This is a genomic window from Pseudodonghicola sp., assembly GCF_048268305.1.
In the GTDB taxonomy this organism is placed as follows: Bacteria; Pseudomonadota; Alphaproteobacteria; order Rhodobacterales; family Rhodobacteraceae; genus Pseudodonghicola.
Genome location: NZ_JBLWVT010000005.1, coordinates 236,766 through 252,795 on the forward strand (window position 1 = coordinate 236,766; position 16,030 = coordinate 252,795).

A 16,030-nucleotide genomic window follows, 5' to 3' on the forward strand; every position below is an offset into this window, starting at 1 on the left:
CAGAAACGAAAAAGGCCGCGCAAATTGCGCGGCCTTTCGTATTTGGAGCGTTCCAGCGATTAACGCTTGGAGAACTGGAAGGAGCGACGGGCCTTGGCCTTGCCGTATTTCTTCCGTTCGACCACGCGGCTGTCGCGGGTCAGGAAGCCAGCGGCTTTCAGAGCGCCACGCAGGCTGGGATCGTAAAGTTGCAGAGCCTTCGAGATGCCGTGCTTGACCGCACCGGCCTGACCCGAAAGACCGCCGCCCTTGACGGTTGCCATGACGTCGAATTCGCCTTCGACACCGGCCACCTGGAACGGCTGCCGCAGGATCATCTGCAGCACCGGACGGGCGAAGTATTTGGTATAGTCGATAAACTTGCCCTTGTTGTCCCGGATCAGGAACTTGCCCGAGCCCGGCTTGATCCAGACGCGAGCGACCGCGTCCTTCCGCTTGCCGGTGGCATAGGAGCGGCCCAGTTCATCACGGACGGGTTCGCGCGGCAAATCGAGAATGACCTCGGCGGTCACCAGTTCCCCATTGGCAGCGACAATGTCGAGTTCAGCGAGGGTCTTGATTTCTTCGGCCATGATCAGCTCCGGGTGTTTTTCTTGTTCATGGACTTCACGTCCAGAACTTCGGGGCTTTGCGCCTCATGCGGGTGCGCGGCGCCGGCGTAGATACGCAGATTGGTCAGTTGCTGACGCGACAGACGGTTGCCCGGCAGCATGCGCTTGACAGCCTGGAACACCACGCGCTCGGGATGCGCGCCTTCCAGGATTTGCTGCTTGGTGCGCGACTTGATGCCGCCCGGGTGGCCGGTGTGCCAGTAGAAGTGCTCTTCGCGCTTCCGGCCGGTCATCTGAACCTTGTCCGCATTGATGACAATGACGTTGTCGCCCATGTCCATATGCGGGGTGAAGGTTGCTTTGTGTTTGCCACGCAGACGCATGGCGATGATCGAGGCAAGACGACCCAGAACGACGCCCTCGGCGTCGATCAGGATCCATTTCTTGTCGATCTCTGCAGGTGTCGCAGAAAAGGTTTTCATCGGATCGGTCCTGTTTGACGTGATGCGCGGGACAGGGTCCGGCCCGCGGCAATTCGATGGGCGGGGTATAAGGAAGGTCTTATGCCGCGTCAACAGAGATGAATTTTGAATTACACAATATTTTCAGTCACTTAAAAAATAGGTATTATAATACCCCACACTCAGACGGCAATACGCTCCGGCGGATTGTCCAGAAGCGCGCGCAGCCGGCGCATCGCCTGTTCGAAGGTGTCGAGCCCGAGGCCGGCGTTGATCGACAAGCGCACCGCATGCGGCGCCCGCGAGGTGCGCAGGACGAAGTCCTCGGCCGATCGCAACCTCACCCCCTCGGCCTCGGCCGCCTGCACGAAGGCGCCGGTGCGCCACCCGAGCGGCAGATTGAGCCAGAGAAAGGGCGCGTCGGCGCGCCAGACCATCTGGTAGCTGCCCAGAACATTGACCGCGCATTGCACATAGTCGCGGATCGTCGCCTGGATCTTGTTGCTGAGCGGTTCCAACCGCGGATCGGCCAACAGCCGCGCGATCAGGTCGGTCAGCGGGGTCGCCAGGCCGAAAAAGCTGTATTCGGCCGAGCGGCGCAGATGCGCGGTGCGATCCTGTGGCGCCAGCGCGAACCCCACCCGCAGCGCCGGGGTGATGCTCTTGGAAATCGAGGTGACATACCAGCTGCGTTCGGGCGCCAGCAGCCGATAGCTGGGCACCGTCGCCTCAGAGACGTGATAGCAATTGTCCTCGAGGATCTGCAGATCGTGGCGCCGGGCGACCTCGACCAGGGCGCGGCGGCGCGCCAGCGGCGTATGGGTCAGCGTCGGATTATGCGCCTCGGGCGAGGTGCAGAGGATCTGGGCGTCGTGCTGGCGCGCCGCGACCTCCAGCGCCTCGGGGATGATGCCCTCGGCATCCATCGCCACCGGCACCACATCGGCGCGCAACAGCTCAGCCGCACGACGGAAACCGGGATAGGACAGCTCCTCGACCAGAACCACCGGGCGGCGGCCGCGCAGCACCGTCTGCAACACCAGGCAGAGCGCGTTCTGCCCGCCATTGGCAAAGACCACATCGCCTTCGCGCACCCGCCCCACCGCGCGTTCCGACAACCAGCGCGCCGCCGCCTGCCGGGCCGGTCGGGCCCCTTCGCGCGACGGGTAATGCATCAGCCCTGAGGGCGGGTTCCGCGCGATCTCGCCCAGAAGCTCGCGGATCAGACGGGCCTGGCCGATATTGGGCAGATGCGGCGAAAACAGGTTCACGTGATAGCCGTCGCCGGCCTCGTTGTTATGGGGGGCGACGTCCAGCACCAGTTCGCTATCGCGAAATCCCGGCTCGTCCGGCCCCTCGCTCACTGGCGGGGCCACGAAGGTGCCACGCCCGACCTCGGCCTGCAGCACCCCTTCGTCGGTCAGGATCTTATAGGCTCGCGCCACCGTGCCCGGCGTGATCTCGAGCTGATAGGCCAGTTCGCGCACCGGAGGCAGCTTTTCCCCGGCCGCAAGCTCCTTGCCACGCACCGCGCGCCGGATCCGGTCGACCACGGCCCGGTACTTGGGTCCGCTGCTGGCTGAGAAGGTATCCGCCCAAATTGTATTCATAACAATCTTTCTTTTGACCACGGCCAAAGTTCATTGTACCAAAATCATACCGAACAAAACGAAAGTGTGTCAATACAATCTCGATAGGTGCTCTAATGTCTCGCATGACGCAAACCGGATCTTCCACTGTCCTCGGCGCAGGTCGGCGCCAGCAGCCGACCATCTCCGGGTTCAAGCGTCTCACTCAGGTATTCGGCATGTGGTTGATGCGACGTCGCACCCGCATGCAATTGAGCGAGCTGGACGCCTATATGCTGGATGACATCGGCGTCACCCAGGCGCAGGCCCGCAGCGAGGCCGACCGCCCGTTCTGGCGCGGCTGAGCCGAGGCAAGATTATCCCCGTCCGTTTTATCGGACCTCTTCCTGGCCGGGGCTTTGCCCCGGCTCTTTTTTTGCCTGTGGTCGAGGTTACTCGGGCTGACAGATTTCCTTGCGGGCTATGGCCAGAAGCGTGCGCAGCGACAGACCCAGGATGATCACGCAGAGCGCCGCCAGCATCCCGTAGCCCAGCAGCAGATGCGCCGCCGATTGCGCCACCCCGGCATAGAGGAAGGACGCGATGGTCAACGCGGCGACCGGAAAGGACAGCGCCCACCAGCTCAGCGTGAAGGGCAGCCGCAAGAGCTTGGGCAGCTGCACCAGCACCAGAATGGCAAAGACATAGGCCGCGTTCAGCAGGATATGCGCGAAGGGGTCGATCTGGCCGACAAGCTGGTAATAGGCGACAAAGGCCACGGCGGGCGGTGCGATGAGGATCACCAGCGTCGGGAACAGCCGCGCCGGGATCGGATTGTGGAACACCAGCCGGTTCATCACCAGGGTCAGAAGCACGATCCAGAACACGATACCGCCGGAAAAGAACAGCCAGGACAGTTCATTGTACCCCAGGCGCACACCGGCGACTGGTACAATCACATTGCCCACCGCCGGAATGAACCAGGCCGGGGTCAGATGCGCCACCTCGAATGACCGATGGCTGATCCAGCCGGAGACCACGGCGATGGTCAGGATCCCCTGCCCGACCGTCCCGAGGATCCAGAGCGCCAGCGCCAGCTTGGGATAGGCGCCAAGGCAGGCCGTCGCCGTCAGCAGCAGCGCCACGGTCATCGCCGGAAAGAAGGCCAGCTTGACGGGGTGGTTCCACTCGGCCCGCACCGCGGCGGGATAGCGCAGCAGCTTCAGCAGATAGACCGTCGCGATCGCCATGAAGACGATTGCCGCGGCATAGAACACCCCCTGGCTCAAAGGGGCCGCCCAGGCGAGCGTCCGACCGGCGCCATGCAGCGCCAGCACCAGCCCCATCAGCCCCATCGCCACCGCAAAGAAGGTGACTGGGAAATGCGACAAACGTTGCGCCTCGGGCGTGGCAGAGGCGGCAGGATCGACAGCGGAAGACATTCAGAAAACCTCATGTGTTTTCCAGACCCTGCCCAAGCTTGACGCCGGCGACATTGATTCAGGTCAAAAGCAGCATTCCAAAAACAGCTTTTCTGCCCTTGCTTTCTCTCCGCGCTCGTCGACCCGCGCCCGCTATTTCGGCGGGATCGAATAGGTCATGCTGGCGCGCGCCACCGGATCGGAGCCGCCGTCCGAGAACATCAGCACATCGGCCACCGCCAGCACCCGCCCCAGCTTGAGCAAGCGGCATTCGGCGATCAGGTCGCGCCCGGCCTCGGGCTTGCGCATGAAATCCAGCGAACAGTTGGTGGTCACCGCCAGCGCCTTTTTCCCGACCCGAGCCAGCACCATGGCATAGACCGCCACATCTGCCAGGGCGAACATCGAGGGCCCCGACACCGTGCCGCCGGGCCGCAGGTGCCGCTCTGCCGTCAACAGCCGCATGGTGATCCGCTGGGGGCTCAGGTCGTCGATGGTGAAATCGTCGCGGATCTGCGGAAACACCTCGTGCAGATACTCCGCCAGTTCGTCCCGCGTCAGGGCCAATGTCATGCTTTTCCTCCCGTCTCTCCTCTCCTAGACTAGAGGCGAAGTGTGGGAGGAGAGACAAGATGGCAATTCTGGAACGTCACGACACCGGCGCGGTGGCGCATCTGCGGATGACCGCGCCCGAGCGGCTGAACGCCCTGTCGGACGAGATGCTGGCGGCGCTGCAATTCGAATTCGATGCGTTGAAGCAGGACCACGGCATCCGCGCCGTCATCCTGTCAGGCGCGGGCAAGGCCTTTTGCGCCGGCCACGACCTGAAACAGATGACCGCGGGGCGCCAGGCCGAAGACGGCGGCCGCGCCTATTTCACCGATCTCTTCGATCGCTGCACCCGGATGATGCTGTCGATCCGCGATCTGCCGCAACCGGTGATCGCGCAGGTGCATGGCATCGCCACCGCCGCCGGCTGCCAATTGGTGGCAAGCTGCGATCTGGCGGTGGCCGCCGCCGGCACCCGCTTCGGCGTCAACGGGGTGAACATCGGCCTGTTCTGCTCCACCCCCATGGTGGCGCTCAGCCGCAATATCGCGCGCAAGCAGGCCTTCGAGATGCTGACCACCGGCGCCTTCATCGAAGCGGAGGAGGCCCGCGCGCGCGGGCTGGTCAACCGCGTGGTCGCCCCCGAGACGCTGGAGGCCGAGACCGCCGACTTGGCCCAGACCATCGCCGCCAAGCTGAGCGCGGCGGTGCGCATCGGCAAGCGCGCCTTCTACGATCAGATCGAGATGCCGGTGGAACAGGCCTATGCCTATGCCGGCGATGTGATGGTGGAAAACATGCTCTACCGTGACACCGAAGAGGGTATCGCTGCCTTCCTCGACAAGCGGCCGCCAAGCTGGCAGCAATAGCCGCAATCCGGGGGATGTGACAGACGTCCCGCCGCCTGCGCCGCGACGGTCAGGCCCGCGTCCCGGCCATCGCTGCGACCCGCCCGCATCATCGCCCGTTGCGCCCCGCCGTCGCCTGGCCTATCTGGCAAAGCATGAGCGAGACACTTCATATCGTCGGCGGCGGCATGGCCGGGTCCGAGGCCGCCTGGCAGGCGGCAAACGCCGGGGTGCGCGTGGTGATCCACGAGATGCGCCCCAAGGTCGAAACCTTTGCCCATCGCACCGGCAACCTGGCCGAGATGGTCTGTTCCAACTCCTTCCGGTCGGATGACAGCGAACAGAACGCGGTCGGGCTGCTGCATTGGGAAATGCGCGCGGCGAACGGGCTGATCATGGCCACCGCCGACGCGCATCGCCTGCCCGCCGGTGGCGCCCTGGCGGTCGACCGCGATCCGTTCTCTGAGGCGGTGACCGCGACCCTGACGGCGCATCCCAATATCTCGGTCTCCGCCGAGGAGATCACCGAGCTGCCCGACCAGGGGCATTGGATCATCGCCACCGGGCCGCTGACCTCTTCGGCGCTGGGTCAGGCGATCCAGGCGGAAACCGGCGCCGATGCGCTGGCCTTCTTCGACGCCATCGCCCCGATCGTCTATGCCGAAAGCGTCAACATGGACCTGGCCTGGCGGCAAAGCCGCTATGACAAGGGCGAGACCGAGGAAGAGCGCACCGCCTATCTCAACTGCCCTATGGACAAGCCGCAGTACGAGGCTTTCATCGACGCGCTGCTGGCCGCCGACAAGACCGAGTTCCACGAGGGCGAAACCGCCGGCTATTTCGACGGCTGCCTGCCGATCGAGGTGATGGCCGAACGCGGCCGCGAGACGCTGCGCCACGGGCCGATGAAGCCGGTCGGGCTGACCAACGCCCACAAGCCCGAGGAAAAGGCCTATGCCGTGGTGCAGCTGCGCCGCGATAACGCCTTGGGCACGCTCTATAATATCGTCGGCTTCCAGACCAAGATGAAATACGGCGCCCAGACGGATGTGTTCCGCATGATCCCCGGGCTGGAGAACGCGAGCTTCGCCCGGTTGGGCGGCATCCACCGCAACACCTTCATCAACTCGCCGACACTGCTCGACAGCAACATGCGGCTGAAATCGCGGCCGAATATCCGCTTCGCCGGCCAGATCACCGGGGTCGAGGGCTATGTCGAAAGCTCGGCCATGGGGTTGCTGGCGGGCCGCATGGCCGCGGCCGAACTGGCGGGCCATCCGCTGACGCCGCCGCCGGGCACCACCGCCATGGGGGCATTGATCACCCATATCACCGGCGGGGCCGAGGCGAAGACCTTCCAGCCGATGAACGTGAACTTCGGCCTCTTCCCGCCCGTCGACGGGCTCAAGGGCGGACGCCGTGGTCGCAAGGATCGCTACAAGGCCTATACCGACCGCGCCAAGGCGGATTGGCAGGCCTGGCTCGGCGCGGCGGAGACCCTGGCCTGATCACCCGCTTCGCCCCCTCGCCCACCGGCCCGCTGCATCTGGGCCATGCCTATTCGGCTCTGCTGGCCTGGGACATGGCGCGGGCGGCGGGCGGGCAGTTCCTGCTCAGGATCGAGGACATCGACCAGAGCCGGTCGCGGTTCGAGTGGGAGGCGCAGATTTACGACGATCTGCATTGGCTGGGACTAAGCTGGCCCCTGCCGGTGATGCGGCAATCGGACCGGCTGCCGCGCTATGCCCTGGCGCTGCGGCGTCTGTCGGACATGGGGCTGACCTATCCCTGCCGCTGCCGGCGTGCCGATATCGAGGCTGCCGCCGGCGCGCCACAGGAGGGCGTGCCGCAATATGGCCCTGACGGGCGGATCTATCCCGGCACCTGCCGCGCCCGGCCGATGGCCGAGGCCGGCCCCGAGGATGCGATCCGGCTCAACATGGAAAAGGCCACGGCCTACCGCCCGCTGCGCGGCTTCACCGAAACCGGGCCGACGCATGGCGGTCAGCATCTGCTCGACCGCCCCAGTCTGATCGAAACCGTGGGCGATATCGTCCTGCTGCGCCGCGGCATGGGCGGGTCCTATCACCTGTCGGTGGTGGTCGATGATGCCGACCAGGGGATCATCCATGTCACCCGCGGCGAGGATCTGTTCGAGGCGACCCAAATCCACGTGCTGCTGCAGGGGCTGCTGGGCCTGCCGACGCCGATCTACCACCACCACCGGCTGATCCGCGACGCCACCGGCAAGCGGCTGGCCAAGCGCGACGACGCCCGTGCCATCGCCCGCTATCGCGACGAGGGGGCCACGCCGGCGGATATCCGGGCGATGGTGGGCTTGGCGGGCTGAGGACGGGGGGCTCTGCCCCCACGGCCTGCGGCCGCCCCCCGGGATATTTCACGCTAGAAAAAGGCTGCAGGCCGTCTTCCTTGGAAGCATGTCGCGGGCGCGGGCCCTCAGTCTTCCATCGGCTTCATCAGCTCGACCGGCTCGCCATCGCGGATCGCGGTGTAAAAGCAGCTCTGCCGGTTGGTGTGACAGGCCGGACCAGTCTGATCGACCAGCACCAGCAGGCAATCACCGTCGCAGTCGATGCGGAAATCGACCAGCTCCTGCACGTGACCCGAGCTTTCGCCCTTGATCCAGAAGCTCTGGCGCGAGCGCGACCAATAGGTGACGCGGCCCGTATCCAGCGTGCGGGCGACGGCCTCGGCATTCATCCAGGCCATCATCAGCACCTGATGGGTGTGCGCGTCCTGGGCAATCACCGGGATCAGGCCGGCCTCGTTATAGCTCAGGGACTCAGGATCGAAGGACATGCGGAAAACCTTTTGCAACGCGGATCGGGGTGACTATGTAAGGATATAACAGAGGAAGGGAACCCCATGTCCGGCGATAGCGATCTGGTCAAGCTCTATTCCCAGCGTATTCTGGCGCTGGCTGCGGATATTCCCCATCTGGGCCGGCTCGGCGCCCCCGAGGCCAGCGTCAGGAAACGCTCGCCGCTCTGCGGCTCGACGGTGACGGTCGACGTGGTGGTCAAGGATGGCAGGATCGCCGATTTCGCCCAGGACGTGAAGGCCTGTGCCTTGGGTCAGGCCGCCGCCGCGGTGGTCGGTGCCGCCGCCATCGGCGCCACCCGCGCCCAGGTGGAAACCGCCCGCGACCAGCTCAAGGCGATGCTGAAAGACGGCGGCCCCGCGCCCGAGGCGCCCTTCGACGGGCTCGAGGTGCTGCTGCCGGCCCGCGAGTACAAGAATCGCCACGCCTCGATCCTGCTGGCGCTGGAGGCGACCGCCGAGGCCATGGCGGAGGCCGATAGGGCCCATTGCGCCTGACCTGAACCGGATCCGCAGGCGGGTCTCGCATCTTGACCCAGCACCGCCCGGTCGTGATCGCCATCCCCATCTTCCTCCCCCTCACCGCCAGGAAGGTGGCGCAGCGGATTGCCTTGGGCGGCGCCGGAGGCGGCGGTTCTTCCAGCTCGGCGGCCGGGTCCTGATCGCGGCGCTGGCGCTCGCCTTCACCGCCTTCGCGGCGGGCATCGTTCCGGTCCTCTTCGCCCTCACGATGACAGGCGGCGAGGTCAGGGCAGAACCGAGTGCAAGGAGATCAGCAACCAGCGCGGGGAGCCCTCAAACCCAATCCGGCGCGCTTTCCGCTCGCCCGGCGCGGTGCCAGGTTGGCATCCTATCCCGACCGCGAACGATCGCCTCCCCCTCGCGGGTCGGGAGGTGAGCGCCGCGATCCGGCTGGCCGTGATCGTCGCCGCCTATCTGCTGACGCACTTGGCTGCCTCGATCATCGGGCTGATCGGTCATCCTCAGCCCTGTGATAGGGATGACCCTCGCTGCGGTCGCGGCCGATGCGGTCTTGATCGAGCGGCTGAAGCGCCGCGCCATCGGCGATCTCTGAGGTGACGAACATGCTCAGGCCTGGCCTGAGCCCCTCGGCGCCCTGCCCGATCGGCGCCGATGGCGCCGACCTCTGGCCGCCCCGCCGGAGGAGATGCGCCAGAACTCAAGCGTTCTGCGCGTTCGCGCCCGCCTCCACTTGCCCACCGGCGCGGCACAAGAAAAAACCGCCGCACGTTCCGGATGGGAACGGCGGCGGTGAAGTAAGCGTCTCTCGCGCGGGATCCGAGGTTGGCGCCATCCGGTCCAAGAGGCGGCGGACCGGTGGGAATGGGACAGGCAGGTCACCTTCCTTCGCCCCCAATGGGACAGTGAGACGAAGGCAGCGCTGACCTCGGCGCGAGATCGCAGGCAGAACCGAAAAATCTCCTTCAGATAGGAACCGGGAATATGGGAGCGATCAGATCAGCCCGGGCAAATGCAGCCCCGCCACCAACATGATCACCAGTGAAATCACCCCCATCGCATCCTGCAACAGCGTGTTGCGGTGGGTAGAAACAACGGTCTTGATCTGGCGCAGCATGGGATCACCTCCGGGTTGGTCAGCCAATCTGTTGCCACTTTGTTCTCATACCCCCCCGAGTCGATCAAGAACTTTTTGAGAACATTTGTGAACATCTGAGAACATGAAAGGCAAGGCACGGAAAAGACGGGGATTTTTTTTACCCCCTCTTTGTTCTCATTTCAAAGCTGCTGCGCCGGCGCCCTTCCGTTGACGGCTGAAAGGCTCCACGGGAGCCTTTCCGGGACGCGGCCTCCCCGGGGGCCAGGCCCGTCCGTGGCTGAAAACGGTCCGTGGGGCCGTTTTCCGGGACGAGGCCTTCCCGGGGCTCCGCCCGTTCGCGGCTGAAAGGCTCCACTGGAGCCTTTCCGGGACGCCGCTCACCCCACGGTGATCAATCGGATGGCCTGATCCTGCCGCATCAGCCACAGCATGGCGCGCGCCGCCTGCCCCCGCGGCCCCTGCAGGTCCGGATCGGTCTCGAGAAGCGTGCGGGCATCGCTCTGCGCCACGGCCATCAGCGCCGCCTGGCGTTCCATGTCGGCGATGCGAAACCGCGGCAGACCCGATTGCGCCGTGCCGATCAGATCGCCGGCGCCGCGCATTTCCAGATCGACCTCGGAGAGGCGAAAGCCATCCTCGGTCTCGCGCAGCACTTCCAGACGCCGCCGCCCGCCCTCGCTCAAGGGAGGCTGATACATCAGCAGGCAGGTGCTTTCTTCGCTGCCCCGCCCAACCCGGCCGCGCAGCTGATGCAGCTGCGCCAGGCCGAAAATCTCTGCCCGCTCGATCACCATGATGGTGGCATTGGGCACGTTCACCCCGACCTCGATCACCGTGGTGGCGACCAGAACCGATGTCTCGCCGCGCTGGAAGGCGGCCATCGCCGCATCCTTTTCGGCGGGTGGCATCTGGCCATGGACCAGACCCACATGGCCCTCGCCCAGCACCGCGCGCAGATGCTTGAACCGCTCCTCCGCCGCGGTCAGATCGGTCACCTCGGATTCATCGACCAGCGGGCAGACCCAATAGCATTGCTTGCCCTCGGCAATGGCGCGACGCAGATGCGCGACCACCTCGTCGCGCCGCTCGGTCGAGATCACGGCGGTCTTCACCGGCTTGCGCCCCGGCGGTTTCTCATCGAGGATCGAGACATCCATGTCACCATATTGCGCCAGCGCCAGCGACCGCGGGATCGGCGTCGCCGTCATCACCAGCACATCGGCCCCCATGCCCTTTTCCGCCAGCTCCAGCCGCTGGCGCACGCCGAAGCGGTGCTGTTCGTCGACGATGGCAAGCCGCAGGTCGGCAAAGCTCACATCCTGCTGGAACACCGCATGGGTGCCGACCAGGATCTGGATATCGCCCCGCGCCAGCGCCTCGAGCTTGGCGCGCCGCTCCGCCCCCTTGTCGCGGCCGGTCAGCAGGTCCAGCACGACGCCGGCCTCCTCGGCCAGGGGCCGCAACCCCTCCAGATGCTGGCGGGCGAGGATTTCGGTGGGCGCCATCATCACCCCCTGGCCGCCGGATTCCACCGCGATCAGCAGCGCCAGGAAGGCCACCAGTGTCTTGCCGGCGCCGACGTCGCCCTGCAGCAGCCGGTTCATCCGGCTGGGCTGCGCCATATCGGCGGCGATTTCCTCCACCGCGCGGGATTGCGCCCCGGTCGGACGATAGGGCAAAGAGGCCAGCACCTTGTTGCGCAGCCGGCCAGTGCCGACCGAGACGATGCCGCGCGCCTTGCGTTCGCGCCGCCGCGCCAGGGCCAGGGTCATCTGATGGGCGAAGAATTCGTCATAGGCCAGCCGTTCCCGCGCCGGCGCGGTCAGGGTGACGTCATCGGCCCCTTCAGGCGCATGGGCCATGCGCATGGCGCCCGCCCAATCGGGCCAGCCCTGCTTGACCAGGAGCGCCGGGTCGATCCATTCGGCCAGATCCGGCATCCGCATCAGCGCCCCGCGCGTGGCCTTGTACATCACCTTCTGGCTGATGCCCTGGGTCAGGTGATAGACCGGCTCGAACTCGGGGATATCGCCGGCCTCCTCGACCGGCAGCACATGGTCGGGATGGACCATCTGCGCCAGGCCGTCGAACAGTTCGAGCTTGCCCGAAACCAGCCGCCGCGCCCCCTGCGGCAGCAACCGCTGCAGGTAATCGCCGCGCGCATGGAAGAAGACCAGCTGGAATTCCTCCTGCGCGTCAGAGACATGCACGCGATAGGCGCCACCGCGATTGCGGGGCGGCCGATGCATCCCCACCGTCACCTCGACCGTGAGGGTGGCAGGCAGCTCTGCCCCGCGGATGGTATCGCGGCGGCGCCGGTCGATCACCGCATAGGGCAGATGGAACAGCAGATCGCGCGGCGCCTCGATATCGAGCTGCCCCATCAGCTGCGCCGTCTTGGGGCCGACGCCTTCCAAGGTCTCCAGCCCCGCGAAAAGCGGAAACAGGGGTTCCGGCCGTCCCTTCATGCCGCTCCGATCAGATCGAGCCATTCCGCCTCGTTCAAGGTGCGGATGCCAAGTTCGCGCGCCTTCTCTTCCTTCGACCCGGCACCGGGGCCAGCGACCACGATGTCGGTCTTCTTGCTGACCGAGCCCGAGACCTTGGCGCCAAGCGCCTCGGCCCGCGCCTTGGCCTCGGCCCGGGTCATCCGTTCGAGGCTGCCGGTGAAGACCACCGTGAGGCCGGCCACCGGGCTGCCCTCGGCCTTGGGCGCTTCGACCGCCTGGATGGCGAGATGCGCCGCCAGCCGATCGATCGAGGCGCGCTCGCGGCTTTGCGAAAAGGCGGTGACGAAGGCCACGGCGACGGTGGTGCCGATGCCGTCGATGCCGACCAGATCGTCCCAGGCGGCGCGGGCGCCTTCGGGGAGCGCCGGATCGGCGGTCCAGATGGCGGCGCGGGTGTCCGTGATCTTGGCCCGCCGCCCGTCATCGGCCGCCGCCTGCCGTTCGGCGTCGACAGCCTCTTCAGCCCTCAAATGGCGTTCCAGCGCCGGGCGGGCGGCGTCGAGCGCGGCGATCATCGCCTCCCAGGTGGTGTAATGGCGCGCCAGATCATTGGCCACCACCTCGCCCACATGGCGGATGCCGAGCGCGAAGATCACCCGGTTCAGCGGGATCTCCCGCCGCTCCTCGATGGCGGCGAAAAGGTTCTGCGCCGATTTCTCGCCCCAGCCCTTGATCTGCGCCAGCGGCTTGCCGGCCAGATGGCGAATGCCGGCAATCACGTGATCGGCGTCGCCCTCGTCCACCGGCACGCCAGAGCTGCGCAGCAGATCGGCCAGTTGCGCCAGAACCACGCTCCGCCGCTCCGGGTCGCTGCTGATCTGCTGGTCGATCCGGGCGCGGGGATCGGCGGTCAATTGCGCGGCATCGCCATCGCGACGCGCCAGGGTGAAGATATCGGCCGGTTCCGAGATCCGGCACATGAAATAGAAGAACTCCACCTGCTTGGCGCCGAGCCCCTCGATATCGAAGGCCGCGCGCGAGACGAAATGCTTCAGCTTCTCGACCGCCTGGGCGGGGCAGATCAGCCCGCCGGAACAGCGGCGGACGGAATCGCCCTCCTCCCGGATCGCGGCAGAGCCGCATTCCGGACAGACGTGCGGGAAATGATAGGGTTGCGCCGTCTCGGGACGTTTCGACAGATCGACATCGGCCACCTTGGGGATCACGTCACCGGCGCGATAGACCTGCACCCAGTCGCCGACGCGGATATCCTTGCCGTCGCGGATCTGGGCGCCATTGGCGTCGCGCCCGGCGATATAATCCTCGTTGTGCAGGGTGGCATTCGACACCACCACGCCGCCGACGGTGACCGGATGCAGCCGCGCCACCGGCGACAGCGCGCCGGTGCGGCCGACCTGAATGTCGATGGCCTCAAGCCGGGTCCAGGCAAGCTGGGCGGGAAACTTGTGGGCGATCGCCCATCGTGGCGTGGTCGAGCGGAACCCGAGCCGCGCCTGCAGCGCCAGATCGTTAACCTTATAGACCACCCCGTCGATGTCATAACCGAGCGTGGCGCGCTGTTCCTCGATCCTGGCGTAATGCGCCAGCATCTCTTGCGGGCCACGGCAGAGCACGGTCAGATCATTGGTGACGAAACCCAGATCGCGCAGCCGCGCCATCGCCCCCATCTGGGTGTCGGACAAAGGCTCTGACAGCTCCCCCCAGGCGTAGGCGAAGAATTTCAGCGGCCGCGACCGGGTGATTTCCGCATCGAGCTGGCGCAGCGATCCGGCAGCGGCGTTGCGCGGATTGGCGAAGGTCTTGTCGCCCTTCTCCTCCTGCCGCCGGTTCAGCGCCTGGAAATCGGCATCGGCCATATAGACCTCGCCGCGCACCTCGAGCAGATCGGGGGCGCCCTCCAGCCGATGCGGGATATCGGGGATGGTCATCGCATTGGCGGTGACGTTCTCGCCCACCGCGCCGTCGCCGCGGGTCGCCGCCTGCACCAGCACCCCCCGTTCATAGCGCAGCGACAGCGACAGCCCGTCGATCTTGGGTTCGGCGGTATAGGTGACCTCGCCATTCTCCAGCCCCAGATACTTCCGCACGCTGAGATCGAAGGCCTCGACATCCTCGGCCGAAAAGGCGTTGCCCAGCGACATCATCCGATGCACATGGGTGACCTTGGCAAAGCCCTCGGCCGGCCGCGCCCCCACCCGGTCAGAGGGGCTGTCGGCCCGTTTCAGATAGGGAAAGCGCGCCTCGATCGCCGCATTGCGCTGCTTCAGCGCATCATAGGCCGCATCCGACATCACCGGCGCGTCTTCGGCGTGATAGGCGTCATCGGCGCCCAGAATCACCTGCGCCAGCCGCGCCAGCTCGGCCCGCGCCTGATCTTCGGTCAGCTCATCGACCGCAAGAATATCGCCTCTCGAAAGGTCTTTGTCGTCCGTCACAGTCCCGCGCGCCCCGTTCCATTCGTTTCGGAATGAATGTTCCGGTTCCCTGATAGGGCGCGCGCCGCCGTTGGTCCAGACGATTGGATCGGTCTCGCCCGGCCGCGCGTCAGGCGCTGACGGCGATCCGGGCGTTTTCCGCCGTCTCGCGCGGATCGCGCAACACATAGCCGCGGCCCCAGACGGTTTCGATATAGTTGTCGCCGCCGGTGGCCTGGCTGAGCTTCTTGCGCAGCTTGCAGATGAAGACGTCGATGATCTTCAGCTCGGGCTCGTCCATGCCGCCATAGAGATGGTTCAGGAACATCTCCTTGGTCAGCGTGGTACCCTTGCGCAGGCTCAGCAGCTCGAGCATCTGATATTCCTTGCCGGTCAGATGCACCGGTTCGCCCGCGACCTCGACCGTCTTGGCATCGAGATTGACCGAGACCTTGCCGGTATGGATGACCGATTGCGAATGCCCCTTCGACCGGCGGATGATCGCATGGATGCGCGCCACCAGCTCGTCGCGATGGAACGGCTTGGTGAGATAATCATCCGCGCCGAAGCCGAAGCCCTTCAGCTTGTTCTCGGTATCGTCCGAGCCGGTGAGGATCAGGATCGGCGTGTCGACGCGGGCGAGCCGGATCTGGCGCAGCACCTCATGCCCGTTCATGTCGGGCAGATTGAGATCCAGCAGGATCAGATCGTAGTCGTAGAGCTTCGCAAGGTCGATTCCCTCCTCGCCCAGCTCGGTCGAGTAAACGTTCAGATTGGCATGCGTCAAAATCAGCTCGATGCTCTTCGACGTAGCCGGATCGTCTTCCACCAACAGGACGCGCATAATGGAAATCTCCCTACATACCGTAATCGATAGTTCACATTAACCTTGACCCGAACTTTGGCCAAAAAAAGTTAATCGTGTGTTACTATCGTGAAAACTTCCATAACAGCATGGCATGACAACTTATGGTTGTCGATATCTTTTCAAGGCGGTGGCCTTCAACGCCTGTTCTCCGTGCTGTGCGACCGCCTGCATCCAAGATTCCAGCTCTTCGTCGCTCAAAGAATAGCGTTTCTTTGCCTCGCTCTCGGAAATCAGACCGTAGATGATCCCCCGAACCACCGCCGCCTTGCGCGAGGCGACCCAGCGCTGGGTCGACGCCGGCGGCAGATCGGCACGCGTCATCGTCGTTCCATCCGGCAATCTGACCGCACGCGGTCCTTCCACTTTTTTCAGATACATAGTCGTCACCTCAGCATTCCCGGGACTGAGTCTGACGATCAGGCCTTAACCGTTGGTGAAACCCACCCTTGAGAGTAGTTC

16 protein-coding genes are annotated in these 16,030 nt (G+C 65.3%); 5 read left to right on the top strand and 11 right to left on the bottom strand.

Annotated elements, in window-relative coordinates; all coding sequences use genetic code 11:
• Positions 1-59: 59 nt before the first annotated feature.
• The 3 genes from rpsI to ACN0V4_RS11390 all read right to left on the bottom strand — a co-directional run bounded on the left by rpsI (position 60) and on the right by ACN0V4_RS11390 (position 2,622).
• Positions 60-572, bottom strand: a complete 513-nt coding sequence (rpsI, locus tag ACN0V4_RS11380) for a 30S ribosomal protein S9 (RefSeq protein WP_417676130.1) — start codon at positions 570-572, stop codon at positions 60-62.
• A 2-nt stretch (positions 573-574) separates the two neighbouring features.
• Complete coding sequence (rplM, locus tag ACN0V4_RS11385; RefSeq protein WP_028092164.1) at positions 575-1,033, bottom strand: 50S ribosomal protein L13; 459 nt, start codon at positions 1,031-1,033, stop codon at positions 575-577.
• Positions 1,034-1,194: 161 nt separating this feature from the next.
• Positions 1,195-2,622, bottom strand: a complete 1,428-nt coding sequence (locus ACN0V4_RS11390) for a PLP-dependent aminotransferase family protein (protein ID WP_417676133.1) — start codon at positions 2,620-2,622, stop codon at positions 1,195-1,197.
• 197 nt (positions 2,623-2,819) lie between these two features.
• On the opposite strand from ACN0V4_RS11390, the gene ACN0V4_RS11395 reads away from it, so the two are divergent.
• A complete protein-coding gene (locus ACN0V4_RS11395; RefSeq protein ID WP_417676135.1) occupies positions 2,820-2,945 on the top strand; it encodes a DUF1127 domain-containing protein in 126 nt (41 codons plus the stop codon).
• Between the two features lie 87 nt (positions 2,946-3,032).
• On the opposite strand, the gene ACN0V4_RS11400 is transcribed toward ACN0V4_RS11395, so the two are convergent.
• Together ACN0V4_RS11400 and ACN0V4_RS11405 are read right to left on the bottom strand one after the other, a co-directional pair.
• On the bottom strand, positions 3,033-4,022 hold the full coding sequence (locus ACN0V4_RS11400; protein ID WP_417676137.1) for an SLAC1 anion channel family protein: 990 nt from the start codon (positions 4,020-4,022) through the stop codon (positions 3,033-3,035).
• 132 nt (positions 4,023-4,154) lie between these two features.
• Positions 4,155-4,574 (bottom strand): PaaI family thioesterase, encoded by a 420-nt coding sequence (locus ACN0V4_RS11405; RefSeq protein ID WP_417676139.1) that lies wholly within the window; start codon positions 4,572-4,574, stop codon positions 4,155-4,157.
• A gap of 59 nt (positions 4,575-4,633) precedes the next feature.
• On the opposite strand from ACN0V4_RS11405, the gene ACN0V4_RS11410 reads away from it, so the two are divergent.
• The 3 genes from ACN0V4_RS11410 to gluQRS all read left to right on the top strand — a co-directional run bounded on the left by ACN0V4_RS11410 (position 4,634) and on the right by gluQRS (position 7,748).
• The gene (locus ACN0V4_RS11410; RefSeq protein WP_417676141.1) at positions 4,634-5,419 is read left to right on the top strand and encodes an enoyl-CoA hydratase; all 786 of its coding nucleotides are present in this window, start codon (positions 4,634-4,636) and stop codon (positions 5,417-5,419) included.
• Positions 5,420-5,553: 134 nt separating this feature from the next.
• The gene (trmFO, locus tag ACN0V4_RS11415) at positions 5,554-6,906 is read left to right on the top strand and encodes a methylenetetrahydrofolate--tRNA-(uracil(54)-C(5))-methyltransferase (FADH(2)-oxidizing) TrmFO (protein WP_417676143.1); all 1,353 of its coding nucleotides are present in this window, start codon (positions 5,554-5,556) and stop codon (positions 6,904-6,906) included.
• Positions 6,867-7,748 (top strand): tRNA glutamyl-Q(34) synthetase GluQRS, encoded by an 882-nt coding sequence (gluQRS, locus tag ACN0V4_RS11420; protein WP_417676145.1) that lies wholly within the window; start codon positions 6,867-6,869, stop codon positions 7,746-7,748. Before trmFO ends, gluQRS begins: the two co-directional genes overlap by 40 nt.
• 107 nt (positions 7,749-7,855) lie before the next feature.
• On the opposite strand, the gene hisI is transcribed toward gluQRS, so the two are convergent.
• Positions 7,856-8,218 carry a phosphoribosyl-AMP cyclohydrolase gene (hisI, locus tag ACN0V4_RS11425; RefSeq protein ID WP_417676147.1) on the bottom strand — a complete coding sequence of 121 codons (363 nt, stop codon included), beginning with the start codon at positions 8,216-8,218 and terminating at the stop codon, positions 7,856-7,858.
• Positions 8,219-8,284: 66 nt separating this feature from the next.
• On the opposite strand from hisI, the gene ACN0V4_RS11430 reads away from it, so the two are divergent.
• A complete protein-coding gene (locus ACN0V4_RS11430) occupies positions 8,285-8,737 on the top strand; it encodes an iron-sulfur cluster assembly scaffold protein (RefSeq protein ID WP_417676149.1) in 453 nt (150 codons plus the stop codon).
• Positions 8,738-9,713: 976 nt separating this feature from the next.
• On the opposite strand, the gene ACN0V4_RS11435 is transcribed toward ACN0V4_RS11430, so the two are convergent.
• The 5 genes from ACN0V4_RS11435 to ACN0V4_RS11455 all read right to left on the bottom strand — a co-directional run bounded on the left by ACN0V4_RS11435 (position 9,714) and on the right by ACN0V4_RS11455 (position 15,949).
• Complete coding sequence (locus ACN0V4_RS11435) at positions 9,714-9,836, bottom strand: hypothetical protein (protein WP_417676150.1); 123 nt, start codon at positions 9,834-9,836, stop codon at positions 9,714-9,716.
• A gap of 359 nt (positions 9,837-10,195) precedes the next feature.
• Positions 10,196-12,286, bottom strand: a complete 2,091-nt coding sequence (recG, locus tag ACN0V4_RS11440) for an ATP-dependent DNA helicase RecG (protein WP_417676152.1) — start codon at positions 12,284-12,286, stop codon at positions 10,196-10,198.
• The gene (gene ligA, locus ACN0V4_RS11445; RefSeq protein ID WP_417676154.1) at positions 12,283-14,724 is read right to left on the bottom strand and encodes an NAD-dependent DNA ligase LigA; all 2,442 of its coding nucleotides are present in this window, start codon (positions 14,722-14,724) and stop codon (positions 12,283-12,285) included. The genes recG and ligA overlap by 4 nt, the downstream gene beginning before the upstream one ends.
• A 109-nt stretch (positions 14,725-14,833) precedes the next feature.
• Positions 14,834-15,547, bottom strand: coding sequence for a response regulator transcription factor CtrA (ctrA, locus tag ACN0V4_RS11450; RefSeq protein WP_417676156.1), 714 nt, complete (start codon positions 15,545-15,547; stop codon positions 14,834-14,836).
• Between the two features lie 123 nt (positions 15,548-15,670).
• Entirely contained in the window at positions 15,671-15,949 is a 279-nt protein-coding gene (locus ACN0V4_RS11455; RefSeq protein ID WP_417676158.1) for a DUF1153 domain-containing protein, read from the bottom strand.
• Positions 15,950-16,030: the final 81 nt, after the last annotated feature.